The sequence below is a fragment of the Blastococcus sp. HT6-4 genome, from assembly GCF_039679125.1.
GTDB lineage: Bacteria > Actinomycetota > Actinomycetes > Mycobacteriales > Geodermatophilaceae > Blastococcus > Blastococcus montanus.
In genome coordinates this window covers 2,570,184-2,591,272 of the sequence record NZ_CP155551.1, presented here as the reverse complement: position 1 = coordinate 2,591,272, position 21,089 = coordinate 2,570,184, and the positions used below count along the sequence as shown (strand labels likewise).

The 21,089-nt window shown below is 72.5% G+C and carries 21 protein-coding genes; 9 read left to right on the top strand and 12 right to left on the bottom strand.

The genetic code is table 11. The features are described 5' to 3' along the window. The first annotated feature begins 1,359 nt into the window (after window positions 1-1,359). From ABDB74_RS12475 to ABDB74_RS12455, 5 genes are all read left to right on the top strand, one after another. On the top strand, window positions 1,360-2,778 hold the full coding sequence (locus ABDB74_RS12475; RefSeq protein ID WP_346618885.1) for a vanadium-dependent haloperoxidase: 1,419 nt from the start codon (window positions 1,360-1,362) through the stop codon (window positions 2,776-2,778). A gap of 299 nt (window positions 2,779-3,077) precedes the next feature. Then, complete coding sequence (locus ABDB74_RS12470; RefSeq protein WP_346618883.1) at window positions 3,078-4,673, top strand: MFS transporter; 1,596 nt, start codon at window positions 3,078-3,080, stop codon at window positions 4,671-4,673. A 444-nt stretch (window positions 4,674-5,117) separates the two neighbouring features. Further along, window positions 5,118-6,281 carry an acyl-CoA dehydrogenase family protein gene (locus tag ABDB74_RS12465; RefSeq protein WP_346618882.1) on the top strand — a complete coding sequence of 388 codons (1,164 nt, stop codon included), beginning with the start codon at window positions 5,118-5,120 and terminating at the stop codon, window positions 6,279-6,281. Then, window positions 6,281-7,141: a PhnD/SsuA/transferrin family substrate-binding protein gene (locus ABDB74_RS12460; RefSeq protein WP_346618881.1), complete on the top strand. Its 861-nt coding sequence runs from the start codon at window positions 6,281-6,283 to the stop codon at window positions 7,139-7,141. Before ABDB74_RS12465 ends, ABDB74_RS12460 begins: the two co-directional genes overlap by 1 nt. Further along, window positions 7,138-8,331 (top strand): ferritin-like domain-containing protein, encoded by a 1,194-nt coding sequence (locus ABDB74_RS12455; protein WP_346618879.1) that lies wholly within the window; start codon window positions 7,138-7,140, stop codon window positions 8,329-8,331. The genes ABDB74_RS12460 and ABDB74_RS12455 overlap by 4 nt, the downstream gene beginning before the upstream one ends. Before the next feature lie 78 nt (window positions 8,332-8,409). On the opposite strand, the gene ABDB74_RS12450 is transcribed toward ABDB74_RS12455, so the two are convergent. From ABDB74_RS12450 to paaA, 8 genes are read right to left on the bottom strand one after another with little or no spacing between them, the layout of a single operon-like run. Beyond that, window positions 8,410-8,688 carry a zinc-ribbon domain-containing protein gene (locus tag ABDB74_RS12450; protein WP_346618878.1) on the bottom strand — a complete coding sequence of 93 codons (279 nt, stop codon included), beginning with the start codon at window positions 8,686-8,688 and terminating at the stop codon, window positions 8,410-8,412. Then, complete coding sequence (fahA, locus tag ABDB74_RS12445) at window positions 8,685-9,887, bottom strand: fumarylacetoacetase (protein ID WP_346618877.1); 1,203 nt, start codon at window positions 9,885-9,887, stop codon at window positions 8,685-8,687. The genes ABDB74_RS12450 and fahA overlap by 4 nt, the downstream gene beginning before the upstream one ends. After that, on the bottom strand, window positions 9,887-11,116 hold the full coding sequence (locus ABDB74_RS12440; RefSeq protein ID WP_346618875.1) for a homogentisate 1,2-dioxygenase: 1,230 nt from the start codon (window positions 11,114-11,116) through the stop codon (window positions 9,887-9,889). The genes fahA and ABDB74_RS12440 overlap by 1 nt, the downstream gene beginning before the upstream one ends. 51 nt (window positions 11,117-11,167) lie before the next feature. Beyond that, window positions 11,168-12,244 carry a 1,2-phenylacetyl-CoA epoxidase subunit PaaE gene (paaE, locus tag ABDB74_RS12435; RefSeq protein WP_346618873.1) on the bottom strand — a complete coding sequence of 359 codons (1,077 nt, stop codon included), beginning with the start codon at window positions 12,242-12,244 and terminating at the stop codon, window positions 11,168-11,170. After that, complete coding sequence (gene paaD / locus ABDB74_RS12430) at window positions 12,244-12,738, bottom strand: 1,2-phenylacetyl-CoA epoxidase subunit PaaD (RefSeq protein ID WP_346618872.1); 495 nt, start codon at window positions 12,736-12,738, stop codon at window positions 12,244-12,246. The genes paaE and paaD overlap by 1 nt, the downstream gene beginning before the upstream one ends. 5 nt (window positions 12,739-12,743) lie before the next feature. Continuing rightward, complete coding sequence (paaC, locus tag ABDB74_RS12425; RefSeq protein WP_346618870.1) at window positions 12,744-13,655, bottom strand: 1,2-phenylacetyl-CoA epoxidase subunit PaaC; 912 nt, start codon at window positions 13,653-13,655, stop codon at window positions 12,744-12,746. A gap of 14 nt (window positions 13,656-13,669) precedes the next feature. Next, window positions 13,670-13,993, bottom strand: coding sequence for a 1,2-phenylacetyl-CoA epoxidase subunit PaaB (gene paaB, locus ABDB74_RS12420; RefSeq protein ID WP_407062173.1), 324 nt, complete (start codon window positions 13,991-13,993; stop codon window positions 13,670-13,672). A 44-nt stretch (window positions 13,994-14,037) separates the two neighbouring features. Continuing rightward, window positions 14,038-15,006, bottom strand: coding sequence for a 1,2-phenylacetyl-CoA epoxidase subunit PaaA (gene paaA / locus ABDB74_RS12415; RefSeq protein ID WP_346618868.1), 969 nt, complete (start codon window positions 15,004-15,006; stop codon window positions 14,038-14,040). A gap of 229 nt (window positions 15,007-15,235) precedes the next feature. On the opposite strand from paaA, the gene paaK reads away from it, so the two are divergent. Both paaK and ABDB74_RS12405 read left to right on the top strand, forming a co-directional pair. Further along, window positions 15,236-16,573, top strand: coding sequence for a phenylacetate--CoA ligase PaaK (paaK, locus tag ABDB74_RS12410; RefSeq protein ID WP_346618867.1), 1,338 nt, complete (start codon window positions 15,236-15,238; stop codon window positions 16,571-16,573). Continuing rightward, entirely contained in the window at window positions 16,570-17,175 is a 606-nt protein-coding gene (locus ABDB74_RS12405) for a TetR/AcrR family transcriptional regulator (protein WP_346618866.1), read from the top strand. Before paaK ends, ABDB74_RS12405 begins: the two co-directional genes overlap by 4 nt. 30 nt (window positions 17,176-17,205) lie before the next feature. Here ABDB74_RS12405 and paaI read toward each other — a convergent pair whose 3' ends face one another. The 4 genes from paaI to ABDB74_RS12385 all read right to left on the bottom strand — a co-directional run bounded on the left by paaI (window position 17,206) and on the right by ABDB74_RS12385 (window position 19,235). After that, complete coding sequence (gene paaI, locus ABDB74_RS12400; RefSeq protein WP_346618865.1) at window positions 17,206-17,646, bottom strand: hydroxyphenylacetyl-CoA thioesterase PaaI; 441 nt, start codon at window positions 17,644-17,646, stop codon at window positions 17,206-17,208. 15 nt (window positions 17,647-17,661) lie between these two features. Beyond that, window positions 17,662-18,516 (bottom strand): 3-hydroxyacyl-CoA dehydrogenase family protein, encoded by an 855-nt coding sequence (locus ABDB74_RS12395; protein WP_346618864.1) that lies wholly within the window; start codon window positions 18,514-18,516, stop codon window positions 17,662-17,664. A gap of 135 nt (window positions 18,517-18,651) precedes the next feature. Next, window positions 18,652-18,849: a DUF6186 family protein gene (locus tag ABDB74_RS12390; protein WP_346618863.1), complete on the bottom strand. Its 198-nt coding sequence runs from the start codon at window positions 18,847-18,849 to the stop codon at window positions 18,652-18,654. Next, window positions 18,846-19,235, bottom strand: coding sequence for a hypothetical protein (locus ABDB74_RS12385; RefSeq protein WP_346618861.1), 390 nt, complete (start codon window positions 19,233-19,235; stop codon window positions 18,846-18,848). Before ABDB74_RS12385 ends, ABDB74_RS12390 begins: the two co-directional genes overlap by 4 nt. 2 nt (window positions 19,236-19,237) lie before the next feature. On the opposite strand from ABDB74_RS12385, the gene ABDB74_RS12380 reads away from it, so the two are divergent. Then, window positions 19,238-19,954: a CPBP family intramembrane glutamic endopeptidase gene (locus ABDB74_RS12380; protein WP_346618859.1), complete on the top strand. Its 717-nt coding sequence runs from the start codon at window positions 19,238-19,240 to the stop codon at window positions 19,952-19,954. Between the two features lie 82 nt (window positions 19,955-20,036). Next, on the top strand, window positions 20,037-20,957 hold the full coding sequence (locus tag ABDB74_RS12375) for a diacylglycerol kinase family protein (protein ID WP_346618858.1): 921 nt from the start codon (window positions 20,037-20,039) through the stop codon (window positions 20,955-20,957). Window positions 20,958-21,089: the final 132 nt, after the last annotated feature.

Genomic DNA, 21,089 nt, shown 5'->3' with positions numbered 1-21,089 from the left:
GGCTCGCATTCAGGTGGGGCCAGAGCCATTCACGGCACGGGCCTCAGCCGGGGCCCGGCCTCGTGCTGGTCCACCCGGGCGGAGTCGCCCCTCGTCGGACTGCGGCGGTGGTCGGCCGATACTGCAGCGAGGGGAGTAGACCCGAAGACCGCTCACGTCGGGATCGACGTGCCCGCCGACGGCGGTGAACACGACGGGCTCGCCGGCCCGAGGCCGGCGTGCCGCATGGTCGATCGGATCCACGCGTACGCCAGCCGTACCGGAGAGGGATGGTCCTTGCGGAGATCCCCCGCCTGCCTGCCATGCCTGCCGACGCAGACGTGCCGTGCATGGGGCAGTCGCTGGACGACACGGTGTTGCCCGGGCACTCGTGGCGTCGCTCGCCGACCGCCCTGACGCGTGCCCTGACGCCGGGCAGCGTGAGAGCGGCGGGGACACCAGCGAGATCGCCGCACCGGCGGCTTCCGCCTGTCCACGCTGCGCGCAGCGTAGCGGCACCGCGCTGTTCCGTGGCTGTGGGAACCGCGCCAGGAACCACCGCGGTCGTGCGTTCGACTGTGCAGATTCCCCACACGAACGAGCCGCAGGAGTCGGGCGATCGTCGTGGACGCGCCGATATCCCCTCCGCGACGGCGCGCAACGGCGGAATCCTGCGGTCGTCATCCGGACGTTTGCGGACCCCTGCATCGCTCGAACCACCGACGATCCCGGAAGGCACCGTGCAGGCCGCGGGGATCGACGTCCGATCGGCCCGGAGCGCATCCCTGTGCCCGGCGCGATGCACTCGCCGGAGTCGTGCCAGAAAGGCCGATCTTGCGCGCGTTCCGAGCGCGAGGGCTTCGCAGCGCCGTCTCGACGGTCCATACCGCGGCGGTTCCGGCCACTACCGGGCGACGACCCGTCCCCGCCTGCGCCCAGGCCGGGCCCGCCGCCCGGAGCGTCGAAAACGGGCCGGTCGACTGCTTTCCTGTTCAGCTCGTCATTCGCGCTCTGCGTTGACCCCCGGTGTACCGGATGTGACCATCGGGCTGCGGGCGAGACGCTTCTCCTGGCAGACCCGCAAAGTGTCCCGACTGCAATCCGGTCGACTGGAACCGGAATTCTCTCCCCGTGTATCCGGGTGATGGTCAGCGTAACCCACTGGTCCTGCGGTGATCCTGCCGTGCATATCGGTTCGGATTTCGAGCCCCGGGAATCGACTCCATCGGCCGGTGGTGCGACGAGGAAGCGTGCAGCGATACGGTCCCGATTCGACAGCAGCGATATGGAGGGCGATTTCCTGTGATATCCGAGAGTGTGAGCCTGAGTCGACGTCAGATGTTGGCGACGGCCGGATCCGTCGCCGCCGCCACAGTGGTCATGCAGCATCTGGCGGCCGGGCGGGCCGAGGCTGCGCCACCGGTCGGTGGCGTATTCGACATCGATCACGGAAACGCCCTGTTCGAGGTCATCTACCCTCCCCTCGAGCGGGTGCAGCGGCTGCAGACGCCGGACGGATCGGATGCCACACTCGTCGTCGATCAGCTCTTGCTGCCCGAGCTGGCCTGGTTCGACGCCATCGCTCCGTACCACCAGACGGCCGTCGGCATATTCTCCGACCTCGGTCGCCGTCCCCGGAGCGAGGACACGATCCGGAACAAGAACACGGCGGTCATCTACGCTGCCTATACGACGCTGAACGTCACCTTTCCGCACGCCCATGCCGAGTGGCGCGCGATGGTGGCGTCGGCCGGCCTCGATCCCGACAACAGGGAGGAGAACCGAACCTCTCCGGCCGGAATCGGCAATCTCGCGGCCAGAATGGTCCTGGAAGCACGGCGCAACGACGGCTCGAACCGTGCGGGCGACGCGGGGGGGCGTACGTACAATCGACAGCCCTATGCGGACTACACCGGATATCGGCCGGTCAATACCGCCTACGAGTTGACTGATCCGTCCCGCTGGCAGCCGAACATAATCTCCAGGGACGGCATCTTCACGGTTCAGCAGTTCGTGACACCGCAGTACGGTCAGGTCAAGCCGATCACCTACGGCAGACCGTCAGATCTCACATTGTCGCCCCCGTTCAAGAGCATGCACCACCGTGGGCCGTCGTACAGGCGACAGGTGGACGAGGTGATCGATGCGTCGGCGCAGATGACTGACCGGCAGAAGATGATCGCCGAACTGTTCAACGACAAGATCTTCGCCCTCGGGATCGTCGCCGGCGGTGCAGCGGCGATGGCGGGTCGGATGGACATCGAGAAGACCATCCACTACGTCGCCACGGTGGAGATCGCCATATTCGATGCTGCCGTCGCCAGCTGGTACTTCAAGCGGAAGTTCGACTCGGTCCGTCCGTTCAGCGCGATCCGCCATCTCTACGGCAACAAGAAGCTGACCGCCTGGGGTGGCCCCGGAAAGGGGACCGTCAGCGACATCAGGGGCTCCGAGTGGCGGAGCTACCTCACGACGGCGGATCACCCGGAGTACCCCTCCGGCTCGGCGGCGCTCTGCCTCGCCTACGCCCAGGCGGCGCGACGATTCCTCGGCACCGACCAGATCGACATCACCCTCCCACGGATGAAGGGGTCGTCCTTCGTCGAGCCCGGGGTGACACCGGCCAACGACCTCGTCCTGCACTGGGACACGTGGACCGACATGGCCAACGACTGCAGCCTGAGCAGATTCTGGGCCGGCGTGCACTTCCGGTCGTCGATCGAGAACACGGCCCAGTACGCCACGGGTATCGGGGACGCGGCGTACACGTTCATCCAGAACAAGCTCGGAGGAAGGTGACCGACCGTCGCCGCGGTGACGGCACCGACCGGGTCGGGGACACGCGCGGGAGCGTTTCGCGCTCAGGGCAGGCGGTGTGAGCTGAGGTCGGACGGCGGGTTCCGCGGGTCGGTGCTGATCGGGCGGGCCGGCGCCCTCCCGATCAGGAGCAGGCCTTGGCGCCGGCGGGACGGTGGCCGACGAGACCGTCAGGGGTCCGTGGCACCGGGTGCCGCCTGGGAGGGGAGCGCGGCCTGGGTGGGTGGTGCGGGCCGGGAAGACGCCGTCCATCCAGCTCTCGTCGAGTCCTCGGAGCGCTCGTGAAGGCCTCGCACGACCACAGGACCCCGTACGTCTCCACGGTCATGGCGGCCGGCGTCCTGATCGCCGTGGTCGCCACCGGTGTCAACCTGGTCCGGACCTTCCGGATGCGGGAGATGGCGCCGGCCATGCAGATGCAGTCGACGGAGGCCTCCCGCGCGCTGCACGGGATGCCGCTTGCCGACATGCCCGAGATGTACGTCGCCGGAGTGGGGATCGTGCTCTTCCTTCTCGGGGCGGCCCTCCGCCCGACGCGTCCACCGCCCGGGCCGTCCGACGGTTCGCCGTCGTCAGCTCGCGGTTTCGCGGTCGCGACGGTCGCCACGTTCGGACTGACCATCGACATCAGCAAGACGTCGACGCTGGGCTTCGTCATCCCCGGGTTGCGCGCCGAGTACGGGATCTCTCCCCAGGCCGCGTCCTTCCTCGCAGTGGCCGGCCTGAGTGGCACGGCTCTGGGGGCCATCGTCTTCGGGAGCCTCGCCGACCGGTTGGGACGGCGACCGGCGTATCTGCTGGCCACTCTCGGGTTCGCAGTCACGAGCATGTGCGGCTCGATGCCGAGCTTCGCGGGGAACCTCGTCATGTGTGCCGTCATGGGGCTCGCGGTGGGCGGTCTGGCCCCCCTCCTGGTGACCGTGCTCGCCGACGAGTTCCACGGACGGCGGGCCCACTGGGTCGTGGGGTTGTCCGTCGTAGCGACGGCCGTCGGCTATCTGGTGGCGGCAGGGTCCGCACTGTGGCTCGAGCCGATCTTCGGCTGGAGAGTCCTGTGGCTGATCGGTGCTCCGACGGGGCTCGTCCTGATCGCACTGACGCCCGTCATCCCGGCTCGACGTCGAAGTCCTGAGTCCCCGGCTCTCGGTGACGACATCAGTGCATCGGTGGTGCTGGTGCTGTCGCGCGACGTCCAGAAACTCTTCGCCTTCCTGATCGGCCTGCTGACGTTCGGGCTCGCCACCTGGGTGCCCTCCGTAGCCAGATCGGGCGGGGTGTCCGTCACGACCGCGAATCAGCTGCTCACGATGACGGCCCTGGTGATGGTGCCGTGTGCTCTGGTCGTTGCCGTGGCATACCGCAGGACCGGGCCGATCACCCTTCTCGCGGTCCTCGCGGGGGGTGCCGCCTGCGTCATGATCGCCCTGACTGCAGTCGGCACGATCGCGTCGATCGGCTGGCTCGCTGTCGGAGTGCTGGCCGCGGTGCTCTTCCTCGTCAACACGATGGCGGCCGTCTTCCTCCCCATCGCTGCGACCCTGACCGGCTATGACACGCGGGGGCGTGCAACGGGAAGGGTCTCGCTCTTCAATCGACTGGGCGGGCTGTGCGGACCATTGCTGCTGGCGCAATTCGTCTCCACGACTCGCGGTGTCCTCGCGGCGACGGCCGTTCTGGCAGTCGCCACGGCGGCTGCGGCCTTCCTGCTGGGCGCCCGGCGGCGGTGGCTGGTCCGGGCGCCGGCTCCAGCTCTCGCTGCGGAGGAGAACAGCGTGTCGAGACCGGTGGGTCCATCTGACTGCCCTCCTCCGGGGGCACCGGTGGACTCACGTTGCTCGGGGACGGTGACCGCTCGGCGTGATCGCGCAGCCATGTAGGTCCGGGCGAGCGAGACCCGGCGGTGAGGTGCGCCCCCGATCGGGCGCCCGAGCACGAGGAACTCCCAGGCGGTGCCCGGCCGCCGGCCGCCGGACGCCGACCGAGGACGACCGGAGCACGCCTTCCTGAGCAGCACGTGGACCGCCCAGCGCCTCACCTCGACCGGGCTCCGCGGTCCGGGGCGATCGGTGACCATCGTCGTCGTGGTCGGTGACACCGAGCGACGGCGACGGCAGGCAGGGTCTCGTCGGCGGACCCGGGGGCAGGAGTCTCGCGCCGACGTCCAACCGACGAGGCCGGCAGCCCCGTGAGGCAGAGTCGGCTCCAGCCGGGCGGTGTAGCGACGGCGTCTGCGCGGCCGGCAGCGGTCGGCCGATCGCGTTCAGGGTTCAACGGCGATCGCGGCTCTGGCCCCTCGCTCGGCAGCGCGGCAGGCTTCCGACATGACCGCCACCCCCATCGTTGAGGGTCCCACGTCGGACCTGTCCAGCCGACTGGCCGCTGCCCTCGCCGACACGGTGGGCCCCGAGGCGGTCGCCATCGACGCCACCGGCACCTTCCCCCGAGCCAGCCTCGATGCGCTGGCGCGGGCGGGAGCTCTCGGTCTCCTGAGTTCCCGCGAGGTCGGTGGGCACGGTGGATCGCTGGCGGACATGGCTGCGGTGGTCGAGCGGGTCGCAGCGGCCGACGGGTCAGCGGCGATGGTTCTGCTCATGCACTACGCGGCGAGCGCCGTGCTGGAGGCGCACGGGCCCGAGGAGGTCCGGCGGGCGATCGCCCGAGGTGAACACGTCAGCACGCTGGCCTTCTCGGAACCGGGGTCACGTAGCCACTTCTGGGCGCCGATGAGCAGCGCGACACCGCACGCCGACCACGTCCAGCTCGACGCGACCAAGAGCTGGGTGACTTCGGCGGGTGAGGCCGACAGCTACGTGTGGTCCAGCCGCCCGGTTCGCGCCAAGGGACCGATGACCCTCTGGTTCGTGCCGGCGGACGCTCCCGGACTGACCATCAGTGGACCGTTCGACGGCGTGGGGCTCCGCGGGAACTCCTCCCGGCCGATCCAGGCCCGAGGCGTTCGAGTGGCCACCGACGCGCAGTTGGGACATGACGGTGAGGGGTTGACCATTGCGCTGGCCACGGCACTGCCCACGTTCCTCGTGGGCAACGCCGCCTTCTCCCTGGGGCTGATGCGGGCGCTCCTCGCTGACGCGTCGACGCATCTCACGCACACCCGGTTGGAGCATCTCGGCGCCTCGCTCGCGGAACAACCGGTGGCGCGTGCCGAGTTCGCCCGGCTTCGGATGGTCGTCGACGGCGTCGAGGCCTTCCTCGCCGACACCCTGGCGGCACTGGCCTCCGGACGGGGCGACGGCACGCTCCGTGTGCTGGAGGTCAAGGCGGTCGCCGCGGAGGCGGCCTCCGACGTCGCGGACGGGGTGATGAAGCTCTGCGGCGGTGCAGCCTTCCGCAAGGAACTGGGAGTCGAGCGCCGCTTCCGTGACACGCTCGCGGCACGCGTCATGGCACCCACGACCGCGGCCCTCCAGGACTTCGTCGGCCGGATCAGCCTCGGCTTGCCGCTGTTCGACGGGGCGGACGCCTGATGCCTGGGGACGTGCTCGTGATGGGTGCCGTCGCGTACGACGCCAAGGTCGTGACGATCTGGGAGGGGTTTCGCAGGTGGTTCCGCGCCGCGGGCCTGCCGTTCGACTTCGTCCTCTACTCCCACTACGAGCGCCAGGTCGAGGACCTCGTCGCCGGTCACCTGGACGCCGCATGGAACTCACCCCTTGCGTGGATACGGGCCGACCGTCTGGCCGCTGCCAGGGGACGCACGGTCCGCTCGACGGTCATGCGCGACACGGATCAGGACCTCACCTCGGTGATCGTGGTCCGCACCGACTCCGGCATCACCTCGGTCACGGACCTGAAGGGACGGTCGGTGGGTACGGGTGCCATCGACTCACCGCAGGCCACGCTGCTGCCGCTGTCACTCCTGCGGGCCAGCGACCTGGATCCGGACAACGACCTGTCCGTCCACCACTTCGACGTCGGGGTCGGTCTTCACGGCGACCACATCGGCGGCGAACGAGACGCTGCCCGGGCGTTGATGGCCGGGGAAGTGGATGCCGCCTGCATGATCGACGGCAACCACCTGCTCTTCCTCCAGGAGGGCGTCCTGCCGAGCGAGACGACGCGGGTGCTGGCGCAGACACCGGTCTTCGACCACTGCACGATGACGACGGTCGACACCGGCCCTTCCGAACTGACCCACCGCTTCATCGAGCTGCTGCTCTCGATGTCGTACGCCGATCCCGAGGTGCGTCCGCTGATGGATCTGGAGGGGTTGCACGAGTGGCGCCGAGGTCGAGTCAGTGGTTACGGCCCATTGGTCGACGCCGTCGACGAGAGCGGCTTCTATGGCCGGGACGGCTCGATCGGAGATGCGGGGTACGCGCCGTGACCGCTCCCGCCGCGCTGCTGGACCTGGCGCGGCTCGGTTTCGACAACGGTGCGCACATGCTGGTGCAACGAGGGCTCCAGTCTCTCCCGGTCCGCGGTCGGCTGCGGGTCCGCGGGACCGACCCCTCGCTCGGCGTCCACCTGCGCGCCTGGTGCCGGGCCCAGGGCCACGGATTCTCCGTCGACCCCGACGGCGGGTACGACGTGGTCCGCGGGGAAGCCGAGGAGCGGCGGTGGGCTGGGGCGGAGCGGGCCGGCGGGCCGACTCCCGCAGGGATCGTCCGCCACCCACCGGCGAACTGGGGGCTCGCGGCTCGTGGCGCTCTCGTGGAGGCCGGTGGTCCGACCCCGGGCTTCGACATCGCCGATCGGGACGTCGTCTGGGCCGATCTCGCACCTCGCCTCTACGCCCACGCGGCGGCCGCCCAGTGGGATCCGGCGACGGCGGTCGACTGGGCGATCCAGGATCCACTGGCGCCCGAGATCGAGACCGCCGTCGTCCAGGTGATGACCTACCTCGTCGAGAACGAGAAGGCCGCCTTGGTCATCCCGTCCCGCTTGCTGGCCCGAGTCCATCCGCACTTCCACGAGGTGCTCCAACTGCTCGCGGTGCAGGCCGCCGACGAAGCCCGCCACATGGAGATCTTCACCCGTCGCGCCCTGTTGACCGGCAGTGACATGGGGACGAGCTCGGCCGGTGGGCGGGCCTCGCTCCACTCGCTGCTCGACGAGCCGGACTTCTCCCTCGCCTCGTTCCTGCTGTCCGTGCTCGGTGAGGGCAGTTTCCTGTCGTTGCTCGGTTTCCTCGACCAACACGCGCCGGACCCGGTGACCCGACAGGTCACCCGTCTCGCTCGCGTCGACGAGGCCAGGCACGTGGCGTTCGGGGTCGCACACCTCGAGCACCAGGGCAGGCTCGACCCCACACTGAGAGGACGACTGCGGGCCGCGGTCGAGCGGCGGCACGACGCGCTGGCCGACACCGCAGGACTCAATGCGGACGTCTTCGACTCCCTCGTGCTCCTCGCGGCCGGTTCCTGGACGCCCGAGGCGATCGCTCGCGGCTATCGCGCGGTCCAGGACCTGCACGGCGCCATGGACGACGGCAGGCGTCAGCGGCTGCACAGGCTCGGTTTCCCGGACGACGAAGCCTCGGAGCTCTCTGCGCTCCACACGGGCAACTTCATGTAGTCGGAGGCGACCTCGTCCGCCTCCGACGGCGATCCGCGTACCGACGACGACGCTCGGCAACGCGGCAGGGGAGTGGGCTCAGACCGCGACGGTGGTGCCGCAGATGCCGCACACCTCGAGCTGCCGGCGCTTCCAGCGGGCGACCGGCACGAAGAACAGCGAGAACTGCTTGTACTGCCGGACGCGGGTCCAGCGCGTGGTGTTGTGGCAGTTCGGGCAGGTGCGGGTCTCGCCGGGACCGAGGGGTTTCTGCTTGGTGCCGAGACCGAAGAGGAAGAACATCACGTCAGCGTAGGGAGCAGGCCTGCCCACCGCGCGGGCGTCGGTGGCGGTGCGGTGGGGTGCGGTCGTGCTCATCGCGCGGATGCCGGCTCGATCCGGCCGGTTACCTCGCCGAGGGAGATCCGCCTGCCGCCGGCTCCCGGCGCGGTGGCGGTGAGGGTGACGACGTCGCCGTCCTCGAGGAAGGTGCGGGTCGAGCCGTCGGCGAGCCGGAGCGGCTCCTCCCCGCCCCAGGAGAGCTCGATGAACGAGCCGCGCTGGTCCGGCCGGGGGCCCGAGACGGTGCCGGAGGCGTACAGGTCGCCGGTGCGCAGGCTGGCGCCGTTGACGGTCATGTGCGCGAGCTGCTGCGCCGGCGTCCAGTACATGAGGTCGAAAGGCGGGCAGGAGATCAGCTCGCCGTTGAGGTGGACCTCGATGGCGATGTCCAGGCCCCAGGGCTCGCTGCCGGTGTCGTCGAGGTAGGGCAGCGGCTTCGGGTCGCGGGCGGGCGGGGCCACGCGGGCCTCGTCCAGTGCGGCCAGCGGCACCACCCAGGGCGACACCGAGGTGAGGAACGACTTGCCGAGGAAAGGGCCGAGCGGCACGTACTCCCAGGACTGCAGGTCGCGGGCCGACCAGTCGTTGACCAGGCAGACGCCGAACACGTGTTCCGGGAAGGCGCCCAGCGGCACCGGGCGGCCGAGGTCCGAGGGCGTGCCGACGACGAAGCCGACCTCCGCCTCGATGTCCAGGCGCTGCGAGGGCCCGAAGGTGGGAGCGTCGTCGGTGGGCGCCTTGCGCTGACCGGACGGGCGGACCACCGGGGTGCCGGAGACCCGCACCGTGCCGGAGCGGCCGTGGTAGCCGATCGGCAGGTGCTTCCAGTTCGGCGTCAGCGCTGCCGAGTCCGGGCGGAACATCCGGCCGAGGTTCTCCGCGTGGTGCCGGGAGCTGTAGAAGTCGACGTAGTCGGCCACCTCGACCGGCAGGTGCATCGTCACCTCGCCCTGCGGGACCAGGTGCGGCTCGACCCGCTCGCGGTGCGCCGCGTCGGTGAGCCACTCCGTCAGGTCCGACCGCAGCGCCCCCCACGCCTCCGGGCCCCGGGCCATGAAGGCGTTGAGGGAACCGGTGGCGTGCGCGTCGTCGCCGGTGACGCCGTGCAGATCGAGGACCGAGCCGCCGATCGCCACCCCGGTGCGGGGCCGGGTGCCCGCGGTGGAGAAGACGCCGTAGGGCAGGTTGCCGAGGCCGAAGCCGGTGTCGGCCGGCAGGTCGAGCCAGCCGGTCATCACGACGACGGGCCCCGTCCCGACCAGGTCCAGGCGTACTTCCCGTCGTCGGCGGCGACGCCTGCCTCACCCAGATCCAGCGGCCGGAAGGTGTCGACCATGACGGCCAGCTCGTCGAAGTACTCGATCCCCAGCGACCGCTCCACCGCGCCCGGCTGCGGGCCGTGCGAGTGCCCGCCCGGGTGCACGGAGACCGATCCCTTGCCGATGCCGGACCCCTTGCGGGCCTCGTAGTCGCCGTCGACGTAGAACATGATCTCGTCGGAGTCGACGTTGGAGTGGTAGTAGGGAACCGGCACCGCCTGCGGGTGGTAGTCGACCTTCCGGGGCACGAAGTTGCAGATCACGAAGTTGTGGCCCTCGAAGACCTGGTGCACCGGCGGCGGCTGGTGGACCCGGCCGGTGATCGGCTCGAAGTCGGCGATGTTGAAGGCGTACGGGTAGAGGCAGCCGTCCCAGCCGACGACGTCGAAGGGGTGCTCCGGGACGACGTGGACGGTGCCCGCGAGCCCGCCGGGGCCGGCGCCGCGGTGCTTGACGTAGACCTCGACGTCGGTGCCCTCGGCCAGCAGCGGCTCGGTGGGGGCGCGCAGGTCCCGCTCGCAGTAGGGCGCGTGCTCGAGGAACTGCCCGTACCGGGAGAGGTACCGCTTGGGCGGGGCGATGTGGCTGTTGGCCTCGACGACGTACGTCCGCAGCGGCTCGTTCCCGGTCGGGACCCAGCGGTGCGTGGTGGTCCGCGGCAGGATCACGTAGTCGCCCTGGCCCACCTCGAGGGCGCCGAACGAGGTCTCCACCGTCGCCGCGCCGCGCTCGACGTAGACGCACTCGTCACCGGTCGCGTTCCGGTAGTACGGCGAGGGCACCGAGGAGACGGCGTAGGAGATGCGGACGTCCCCGTTGCCCAGCACGAGCCGCCGGCCGGTCACCGCATCGGTGGACCCGCGCTCCTGGAATGACGTGGCCTCCTCGCCGGGAAAGAGGTCGTGCAGCTTGAGGTGCCGCGGCACCAGCGGTGCGTTGGGGGTCAGCGTCTGGTCGGGGAGCTCCCACGGGCGGGCGTCGACGATCGCCGACGGGATGCCCCGGTGGTAGAGCAGCGCGGAGTCCGACGAGAACCCCTCCTCGCCGACGAGCTCCTCGGAGTACAGGCCGCCGTCGGGCCGGCGGAACTGGGTGTGCCGCTTCGGTGGGACCTCGCCCACCTGCCGGTAGAACGCCACGGACATGCCTCCTTCAGGCGGGGATGGAGCGGGCGGGCGGCGGGGCCACCGCGGGGCTCAGGCGTCGTAGTCGACGGTCACGGCGTCGGAGACCGGCAGCGACTGGCAGGTCAGGACGTAGCCGGCCTCGACCTCCCCGGGCTCGAGCGCGTAGTTGCGCCGCATGGTCACCTCGCCGTCGGTCACGCGCGCCCGGCAGGTCCCGCACACGCCGCCCTTGCAGGCGAAGGGGAGGTCGCCGCGCACCTTCTGCGCCGAGTCGAGCACCGGCTCGTCGCGCGGCAGGGCCAGCGTCGTCGTCCGGCCGTCGAGGACGACGGTCACCTGGGCGCTCGGCCCGTCGACCGTCTCCTCGTCACCCCGGACGGGCTCCGGTGGGACGTCGTCGACGTAGAACAGCTCCTGGTGCACCTTCTCCGCGGGCACCCCGAGCCCGGCGAGGAGCTCCCGGGCGTCCTGCACCATCCCGTGCGGCCCGCACAGCCACCAGTGGTCGACGTGTGGTGCGTCGACCAGGTTGTCGACGAGCGTGCGCAGCCGGTCGCCGTCGAGCCGGCCGCTGGTGAGCTCGGCGTCGCGCTGCTCGCGGGAGAGCACGTGCACCAGTTGCAGCCGGGCGCCGTAGCGGTCCTTCAGGTCGGCCAGCTCGTCGGCGAACATGACCGTGTTCGTGCGCCGGTTGCCGTAGAAGACCGTCACGGTGGACACGCCGTCGCGCAGCACCGTCCCGGCCAGCGACAGCGCCGGCGTGATGCCGGAGCCGGCGACGACGAAGACGTGGTCGCCGGGCTGCGAGAGGTCGGCGGTGAACGTGCCCGACGGCGGGAGGACGTCGATCTCGTCGCCCGGCTGCACCTCGTGCACCAGGTAGGAGGAGAAGAACCCGCCCGGGACCTCCCGGACGCCGACCCGTGGCGCGGCCCCCATCGGGGCGCAGATGGAGTACGAGCGGCGCTCGTCGCGGTCGCCGTCGATCCGGCGCAGGGTCAGCGCCTGCCCGGGCCGGAAGGCGTAGTCGTCGGCGAGCTCGGGCGGGACGTCGAAGGTGACGGCGACGGCGTCGTCGGTGAGCCGCTCGACCCCCGCGACGGTCAGCGGGTGGAACTGCGGCCGGCGGCGCGGCGGGGCGCTCATCAGATCTCCTTCACGTGCTCGAACGGCTCGCGGCAGCTCCGGCACCGGCGGAGCGCCTTGCACGCCGTCGCGCCGAACTCGCTGAGCTCCTCGGTGTCGGGGGAGCCGCACAGCGGGCACGGCGCCGTCCGCCGGGTCGGTCCGAGCTGCAGGGGCACGGGGCCTTCGGTGCGCTCGGGCGCGCGGCCGGGCGGCGCGATGCCCGCGGCGCTGAGCTTGCGGCGGCCGTCCTCGCTGATCCAGTCGGTGCTCCACGCGGGGGAGAGCACGGTGCGCACCTCGACGTCGTCGAACCCGGCCGAGTGCAGGGCGTGCAGCAGGTCGGCGCGCATGACGCCCATGGCCGGGCAGCCGCTGTAGGTGGGGGTGATGTCGACGACGACGGTGCCGTCGTGCACGCGGACGTCGCGCAGCACGCCGAGGTCGGCGAGGGTGAGGGCCGGCAGCTCGGGGTCGGTGACGGTCTCGGCGACGGCCCGCGGGTCGTTGGTCACGGCGGTCACCAGGTGGCCGCCGGGTGCTGCCGGGCCAGGCCCTGCAGCTCGCCGAGCAGGTCGGTCAGCTCGGGGCCGTGCACGCCGACGCGGCCGCGTGGCGGCGTCCCGTCGGGCCAGGCGGGCGTCGTCAGGGTCGCCCGGTCCAGCACCTGGCGGAGCACGCCGGTCACCTCGTCACGGGTGCCGGCCGGGTCGACGGCGACGCCGGCGGTGATGAGCCGCCGCTCGACGTCCGTGGCGCCGAAGACGTCGTCGAGCAGCGGCCAGACGGCGTCGACGCCGGCCTGCGCCCGGCGGTGGGACTCCTCGGTGCCGTCGCCGAGGCGCAGCACCCAGCGGGCGGCGTGGTCGCGGTGGTAGGTCAGCTCGTTGACGCCCTTGGCCGCGATCGCGGCGAGCACCGGGTCCCGCGACCCGCGCAGCCGGGCGAACAGGGCCAGCCGCAGCGTCGAGGCCACGAGCAGGCGGACCATCGTCCGCGCGAAGTCCCCGTTGGGCGCGGACACCAGGTCGGTGCAGCGGAACTCGTCGGGGTCGCGGAAGTAGGCCAGGGCGTCCTCGTCGGGGATCGATGCGGTCGCCCTCTCGCGCGACCGGCCGAGCACCCCGACGGAGCCGGCCCGGGCGAGCAGCAGCCGGGCCTGGCCGAGCAGGTCCAGCGCCACGTTCGCGACGGCGACCTCCTCCTCCAGCTCGGGGGCGGCGGTGACCCACTGGGTGAGCCGCTGCGCGAGCACGAGGGCGTCGTCGCCGAGCATCAGGCAGTAGGTGCCGAGATCGGCCGGGTCGACGCCGTCGGGCACGGTGGTGTCGACCCCGGCCAGCGGCTCGTCGAACCCGGTGCCGAAGGCCCAGTGCCCCTCGTCCCCGGGCGCGTGGTCGAGCGCCTCGTAGACCGTCTCTTCGTGCGCCATGGCCGGATCTCGCCTCACATGTGGGGGACGTTCTCGGGGATCTCGTAGAACGTCGGGTGGCGGTAGACCTTGTCGCCGCTCGGGGCGAACATCGGGTCCTTCTCGTCGGGGCTGGACGCGGTGATGTCGGCGGCCTTGACCACCCAGATGCTGACGCCCTCGTTGCGCCGGGTGTAGAGGTCGCGTGCGCTGTGCACGGCCATCTCGTCGTCCGCCGCGTGCAGCGAGCCCACGTGCACGTGGTTGAGGCCGCGCTTGCCCCGGACGAACACCTCGTAGAGCGGCCAGTCGCGCCGGGTGGTCGCGGGCTTCGGTTCGACCGGCACCTCCGGGCCCATGGGAACGGCGCCGTGCCCGCCCTCGCTGGTCAGGTCGGTGCTCATCAGGCAGCCACCCCGGCGTGCTTCCGCGCGTAGGCCGTGGCGGCCTCGGTCACCCAGGCGTTGTCGTCGCGGGCCGCGCGCCGGCGGGTGATCCGCTCGTCGTTGCACGGGCCCTGCCCACCGACCACCCGCTTGAACTCGTCCCAGTCGATCGCGCCGAACCGGTAGTGGCCGGTCTCCGCGTCGTGGGCGAGCTCCGGGTCGGGGAGCGTGACGCCGAGGACCTGCGCCTGCGGCACCGACATGTCGACGAAGCGCTGCCGCAGCTCGTCGTTGCTGTGCCGCTTGATGCCCCAGGCCATCGACTGCGCCGAGTTGGGGCTGTCGTCGTCCGGCGGGCCGAACATCATCAGCGAGGGCCACCACCACCGGTCGACGGCGTCCTGCACCATCGCCCGCTGCTCGGGAGTGCCGCGCATCATCGTCATCAGCAGCTCGAAGCCCTGCCGCTGGTGGAACGACTCCTCCTTGCAGACCCGGATCATCGCCCGGGCGTAGGGCCCGTAGGAGGACCGGCACAGCGGCACCTGGTTGCAGATCGCGGCGCCGTCGACCAGCCAGCCGATGACCCCGACGTCGGCGTAGGCGAGGGTCGGGTAGTTGAAGATCGAGCTGTACTTCTGCCGGCCCTCGATCAGCTTGTCGGTGAGGTCGGCCCGGTCGGCGCCGAGGGTCTCGGCCGCCGAGTACAGGTACAGGCCGTGGCCGGCCTCGTCCTGCACCTTGGCCAGCAGGATGGCCTTGCGCCGCAGGCTCGGCGCAGCCAGCAGCCAGTCGCCCTCGGGCTGCATCCCCATGATCTCCGAGTGCGCGTGCTGGGCGATCTGGCGGACCAGCGTCTTCCGGTAGCCCTCGGGCATCCAGTCCCGCGGCTCGATCCGGTGCTCGGCGGCGATGACCGCGTCGAACCGCGCCTGCAGCGCGGCCTCGTCGTCGGCGGTCGGCCGCTCGATCGTGGGTGCGGACATCGACGTCCCCTCGGGTGCGACGACGGTCAGCGCATTTACTGACCGTATGGTCGGTAATCAGTGTGCCGGAGTTCACGCCGCCTCACAACCCCGTGCCGCGGGACGGTGCGCCCGGACTTGACAGCGCCCCCGGTGAGGGGTTGGTTACCTGACCATCTGGTCGGTAATCGGTTGCCTGCTGCCCGCCGGCCCGTCCGGTGACGAGGGTCTGAACACGGAGGCATCGGCCATGACGGCTGCGACGGGTCCGACCGCGAGACGCCTGGGGGAGGCGCCCGATCCGGGCACGCTCGACCCGGCCGAGCGCATGGGGGTCGACGAGCTGCGCGCCCTCCAGCTGGAGCGGCTGCGCTGGACGCTGCGCCACGCGTACGACAACGTGCCGCACTACCGGCGGTCGTTCGACGCCGCGGGCGTGCACCCGGACGACTGCCGTGACCTCGCCGACCTGGCCAGGTTCCCCACCACCGGCAAGGCCGACCTCCGGGAGAACTACCCGTTCGGCATGTTCGCCGTCCCGCGCGAGCAGGTCCGGCGGGTGCACGCCTCGTCGGGGACGACCGGCAAGCCGACGGTCGTCGGCTACACCGAGCGGGACATCGACACGTGGGCGACGGCGATGGCCCGGTCGATCCGCGCCGCCGGCGGGCGCCCGGGGGACGTGCTGCACAACGCCTACGGCTACGGCCTGTTCACCGGCGGGCTCGGCGCCCACTACGGCGCGGAGAAGCTCGGCTGCACCGTCGTCCCCGTCTCCGGCGGCATGACCCCGCGCCAGGTGCAGCTCATCCAGGACTTCGGGCCCCGGCTGATCATGGTGACGCCGTCCTACATGCTCACGGTCATCGACGAGTTCGAGAAGCAGGGCATCGACCCGCGCTCGTCCTCCCTGGAGATCGGCATCTTCGGCGCCGAGCCGTGGACCGAGCAGATGCGCCAGGAGATGGAGCAGCGGCTCGACATCGAGGCCATCGACATCTATGGCCTGTCCGAGGTGATGGGCCCCGGCGTCGCCCAGGAGTGCGTGGAGACCAAGGACGGCCTGCACGTCTGGGAGGACCTCTTCTACCCGGAGGTCATCGACCCGTTCACCGGTGAGCCCCTGCCCGAGGGCGAGGAGGGCGAACTGGTCTTCACCTCCCTCACGAAGGAGGCCATGCCGGTCATCCGGTACCGGACCCGCGACCTGACCCGGCTGCGTCCCGGCACCGCCCGCCCGGCGATGCGCCGGATGGACAAGGTCACCGGCCGCACCGACGACATGATCATCCTGCGCGGGGTGAACCTCTTCCCGACCCAGATCGAGGAGGTGGTGCTGCGCACGCCGGGGCTCTCACCGCACTTCCGCCTGGTGCTGTCGACCCGCGGGCGGATGGATCACCTGACCGTCGAGGTCGAGGCGCGCCCCGACTGCCCGGCCGAGCGCCGGCCGCCGGCCGCCGCGGAGGTGGCCACGCAGGTGAAGGACACCGTCGGCACCAGCGTCGAGGTCGTCGTCGTGGAGCCGGAGAGCCTGCCCCGGTCGGTCGGCAAGCTGCAGCGCCTGTCGGACCAGCGCTCCCGATGACGCTCACCACCGGCAACGGACGGCGGGGGCGCCCCGGGCACTCGCTGGAGTCGCTGCTCGACATCGCGGTGGCCGCCTTCATCGAGCGGGGTTTCGAGGCCACGAGCATGGACGAGCTCGCGGTGCGCCTGGGGGTCACCAAGTCCGCGATCTACCACCACGTGCCGAGCAAGGTGGAGCTGCTGCGGCTGGCGCTGGACCGTGCGCTGGACGCGCTCTTCGCCGTCACCGAGGAACCCGGGGCGACCCGCGGCCGGGCGATCGACCGGCTCGAGCACGTCGTCCGCGGCTCCGTCCGGGTGCTCGCCGCGGAACTGCCCTCCGTCACCCTGCTCCTGCGGGTGCGGGGCAACTCCGAGGTCGAGCGGGCGGCCCTGGCCCGGCGGCGCGCCTTCGACCGGTTCGTCACCGACCTGGTGCGCGCGGCCGAGGAGGAGGGCGACGTCCGGCCCGACGTCGACCCTGCCGTCACCAGCCGCCTGCTGTTCGGTGCCGTCAACTCCCTCGCCGAGTGGTACCGCCCCGACGGCGGGCTCTCCGCCGACGATCTCGCCGACGCCCTGATCCGCACGAGCTTCGAAGGGCTCCGCACCCGGACCTGACCGATCCGGGTGGCGGGCGGTGGGCCGTCGTCAGGCCGGTTCGGCCGGGACGGCGCCGACCCGGCGGCTGTGCCCGCGCATCTCGGCCAGCAGCGCGCCGTCGCCGTCCCGGGTCACGGCGACGTCGTAGATGCCGCCCCGCCCGACGACGACGCGCTCGACGGCGGTGGCGCTGAGGGCGTCACCGGCGGACGCGGGCGCCAGGTACTCGATGCTGCAGGAGCGCCCGACCGCCGGGTACCCGTGCGAGTTGCAGGCCAGGGCGAAGGCGATGTCGGCGAGGGCGAACAGCACCGCCCCGTGCGCGCTCCCGGCGCCGTTGAGCATCTCGGGGCGGACCGTGAGGTGGGTCGTCACGGCCCCGGGGCCGATCGCGCTCGCGGTGACGCCGAGCGCCCGGGCGGTCGCGTCGTCGGCCAGGTAGCGGCGGACCGCATCCTCCGCGACGCGCTGCGGCGACGGGGCGGTCATGGGTGGGTCTCCCGGTCAGTCGTAGGTGTGGAAGCCGCGGCCGCTCTTCCGGCCGAGCTCGCCGGCGGCGACCTTGTCGCGGAGCAGCTGGGGCGGCGCGAACCGCTCGCCGAGGGTCCGGTGCAGGTACTCGGCGATCGCCAGCCGCACGTCGAGCCCGACCAGGTCGGTCGACCGCAGCGGGCCCATCGGGTGGCGGTAGCCCAGCTCCATGGCGGTGTCGATGGCCTCGGCGTCGGCAACGCCCTCCTCGAGCATCCGGATGGCCTCCAGGCCCAGGAGCACGCCCAGGCGCGAGGACGCGAACCCCGGGGAGTCCGTGACGACGACCTCGGTCTTGCCCAGCGCCCGCACCCAGCGGCCGGCCGTCCCGACCAGCCCGGGGTCGGTCCCGGCGGCGACCACGACCTCCACCAGCTTCGACGCCGGGACCGGGTTGAAGAAGTGCAGGCCGAGGAACCGTGCGGGGCGGTCGAGCGCGGCCGCCAGCTCGGTCACCGACAGGGAGCTGGTGTTCGTCGCCAGGACGGCGTCGGGCCCGACGGCGGACTCGGCGGCGCGCAGCACCTCGGCCTTCAGGTCCGCCCGCTCCGGCACGGCCTCGACCACCAGCCCGGTCCCCGCGTCGAGGTCGGCGGGGGAGTCGAGCAGGGTCAGCCGGCCGAGGACGGCTTCGACGTCGCCGTCCAGCTTCCCGCGGCGGGCGGCCTCCTCCAGGCCGTCGGCCACCCGGGCGCGGGCGGCCTCCGCGGCGTCGCCGCCGGCCTCCACCACGTCCACCCGCGCGCCCGCGGTCAGGAACGCCTGCGCGATCCCGGCGCCCATCCGGCCGCCGCCGATCACGCCCACGCGGGCGGGCAGGTCGCTCATGTGTCCTCCTCGCTGGCGCGTGTCGCCGCACGCGCGGTGCCGTTCCCGTCCACCGGTGAGCTGGTGCACACCATGCCATCCCACCGACGACGGCCGGCTCGAAGTCGGGGTGGTTCGCGCCCCCCTCCGCGCCGGTCAGCGGGCCAGGAAGTGCACCCCGAGCCAGATCCAGCCGACGAGCACCGCCGCCCGCCCCGGGGTCGTGCGCATGGCTGCCGCGAGCGCCTCCGCGAGGGTCGCCCGGCCGTCCCCGCGGTGCGCGGAGAGCTCCAGGGCCGCTCCCCAGACCACCAGCGCGGTGAAGCCGAGGAGGGACACCGCGCCGCCGCTCACGGTCGCTCCGGCCGGTGGGCGGGCCGGGTGACCAGCCAGGCCCCGGCCACCAGCCAGACCACGGTGGCCGCCGCGCGGGCCGCCGGGGAGGCGAGGACCGGATCGGCGAGATCGCTCAGGGTCGGGAGGCCGGGATCGAGCAGGGTGACGACCTCCCAGACCAGGGCCACCACCAGCCAGCCGAGCCACGGCAGGCCTCGGCGGCCGACCGGGGGTGCGGCCTCGCCGGCGTGGCCGGCCAGTCCCCGGGCCGCGACGAGCACCCCGGCGCCGCCGACGGCCAGCAGTGCGCCGGTGGTCAGCTCTCCGAACCACGCGACGGCGGCGACGCAGGCGACGGACACCGCGAGGTAGGTGAGCCGGCGGGTGGAGCGGGAAGACACCACCGGTGCATGTTCGCCCACCCGCCGGCCGACGGGTGCTGGTCCTCGCGGCGTCGTCGGTGCTGTTCCTCAGCGCCTGGAACAACGTCGTCGTGACCCGGCTGCCCGGTTATCCCGGGTCCTACGTCGCCGCGAACCTCGCCGCCACCGCGGCGCTCCTGGTGGCGGCGCGGGCCGGCGGCCTGTCGTGGGCGGAGCTGGGGCTCGCCCGGCACCGCCTGGGCGCCGGGCTCCGGTGGGGTGGGGCCTGCGCCGCCGTCGTCGCCGGCGGCTACGCCGTCGGCCTCGCCGTCCCCGCGCTCCGCCCGCTGCTCGCCGACGCCCGCGTCGCCGGGCTGGATGCCCCGGGGATCGCCTACCAGGTGCTGGTCCGCATCCCGCTGGGCACGGTGCTGTGGGAGGAGGTCGCCTTCCGCGGCGTGCTGCTCGGCGCGCTGGCCCGCCTGCTGCCCGCGAGCAGGGCGGCAGCGGTCTCCGCGGCCGTCTTCGGGATCTGGCACGTCCGGCCCACGCTCAGCGCCGTGGCGGCCAACGACCTCGCCGACGGGCCGGTCCGGACGGCCGTGCTCGTGCTGCTCGGCTGCCTGGCCACGGCCGTCGCCGGTGGACTGTTCGCCTGGCTCCGGCTGCGCAGTGGGAGCCTCCTCGCGCCCACGCTGCTCCACCTGGCGACGAACTCGCTCGGCATCCTGGCCGCGGCCGCCGCCCACCGGCTCGGCTGACCGGGGCCGGCCCGGTCCCGGCCGGCCGTCCTCCCAGGTGGAGGCGGCACTACGGTCGTGACCCGACGAGGCAGGAGGCCCCATGTCCGACACCCCCGGTCTGCTCCTGGTCGTGAACGGGGCCGCGGGCACCGCCCACGACGAGGCGGTTCAGGCGGCGACGACCGAGCTGCGCACGGGCGCCGACGTCGTCGTGGCCGCCACCTCCGACGCCGCGGAACTGGACGAGGTGCTCGGCGGCGAGCCCGACCGGCGCGTGGTCGTGCTCGGCGGCGACGGGTCGGTGCACGCCGTGGTCCGGGCGCTCGACCGGGCCGGGCGGCTGGCACCCGACGCGCCGGTGGGGATCATCGCCTGCGGCACCGGGAACGACCTCGCCCGCGCGCTCGGGCTGCCGCTGAACCCTGCCGAAGGTGCCGCGGCGGTGCTTGCCGGGACACCCCGGCCCCTGGACCTGGTGCGTGACGACCGTGGGCAGGTGGTGGTCAACGCCGTCCACGCCGGCGTCGGCGCCGAGGCCGCGGCCGAGGCCGTCCGGCTCAAGGGCCGGCTCGGCGCGGCGGCCTACCCCCTGGGTGCCGCGATCGCGGGGGTGGCCGGCACCGGCTGGGACCTGCGGGTGGAGATCGACGGCCGGATCGCCACGCACGAGGCGGAGGGGTGGGCGGCCGACGGCGGCCGCGGCGTCCTGATGCTCGGCGTCTGCAACGGCTCGACCATCGGCGGTGGTACGGCGCTGGCCCCGGGTGCCCGGCCCGACGACGGATGGCTCGACGTCGTCGTGAGCATCGCGACCGGCCCGGTCGCGCGGGTCGCCTTCGGGACGGCCCTGACCACCGGCGGGCACGTGGACCGGCCCGACGTCCTCGTCACCCGCGGCCGGGAGGTGCGCGTCTCGGGCGGCCCGGTCGACGTCGACGCCGACGGCGAGCTCGACGAGCTCGCGGACGCGCGGACGTGGCGGGTGGAGCCGGCCGCCTGGTCGGTGCTGGCGCCGCGGTAGGCACGCCCTGTCACGCACCGGGCGGGCTGGAGGCGCACCCGCGAACACGTGGTCGACGCGGCCGAGGGGCTGACGTGCACGCCCTGGCCCGCCCGGGTGGGGCAGGGCGGCGGGGACCCGGAATGCCGCGCC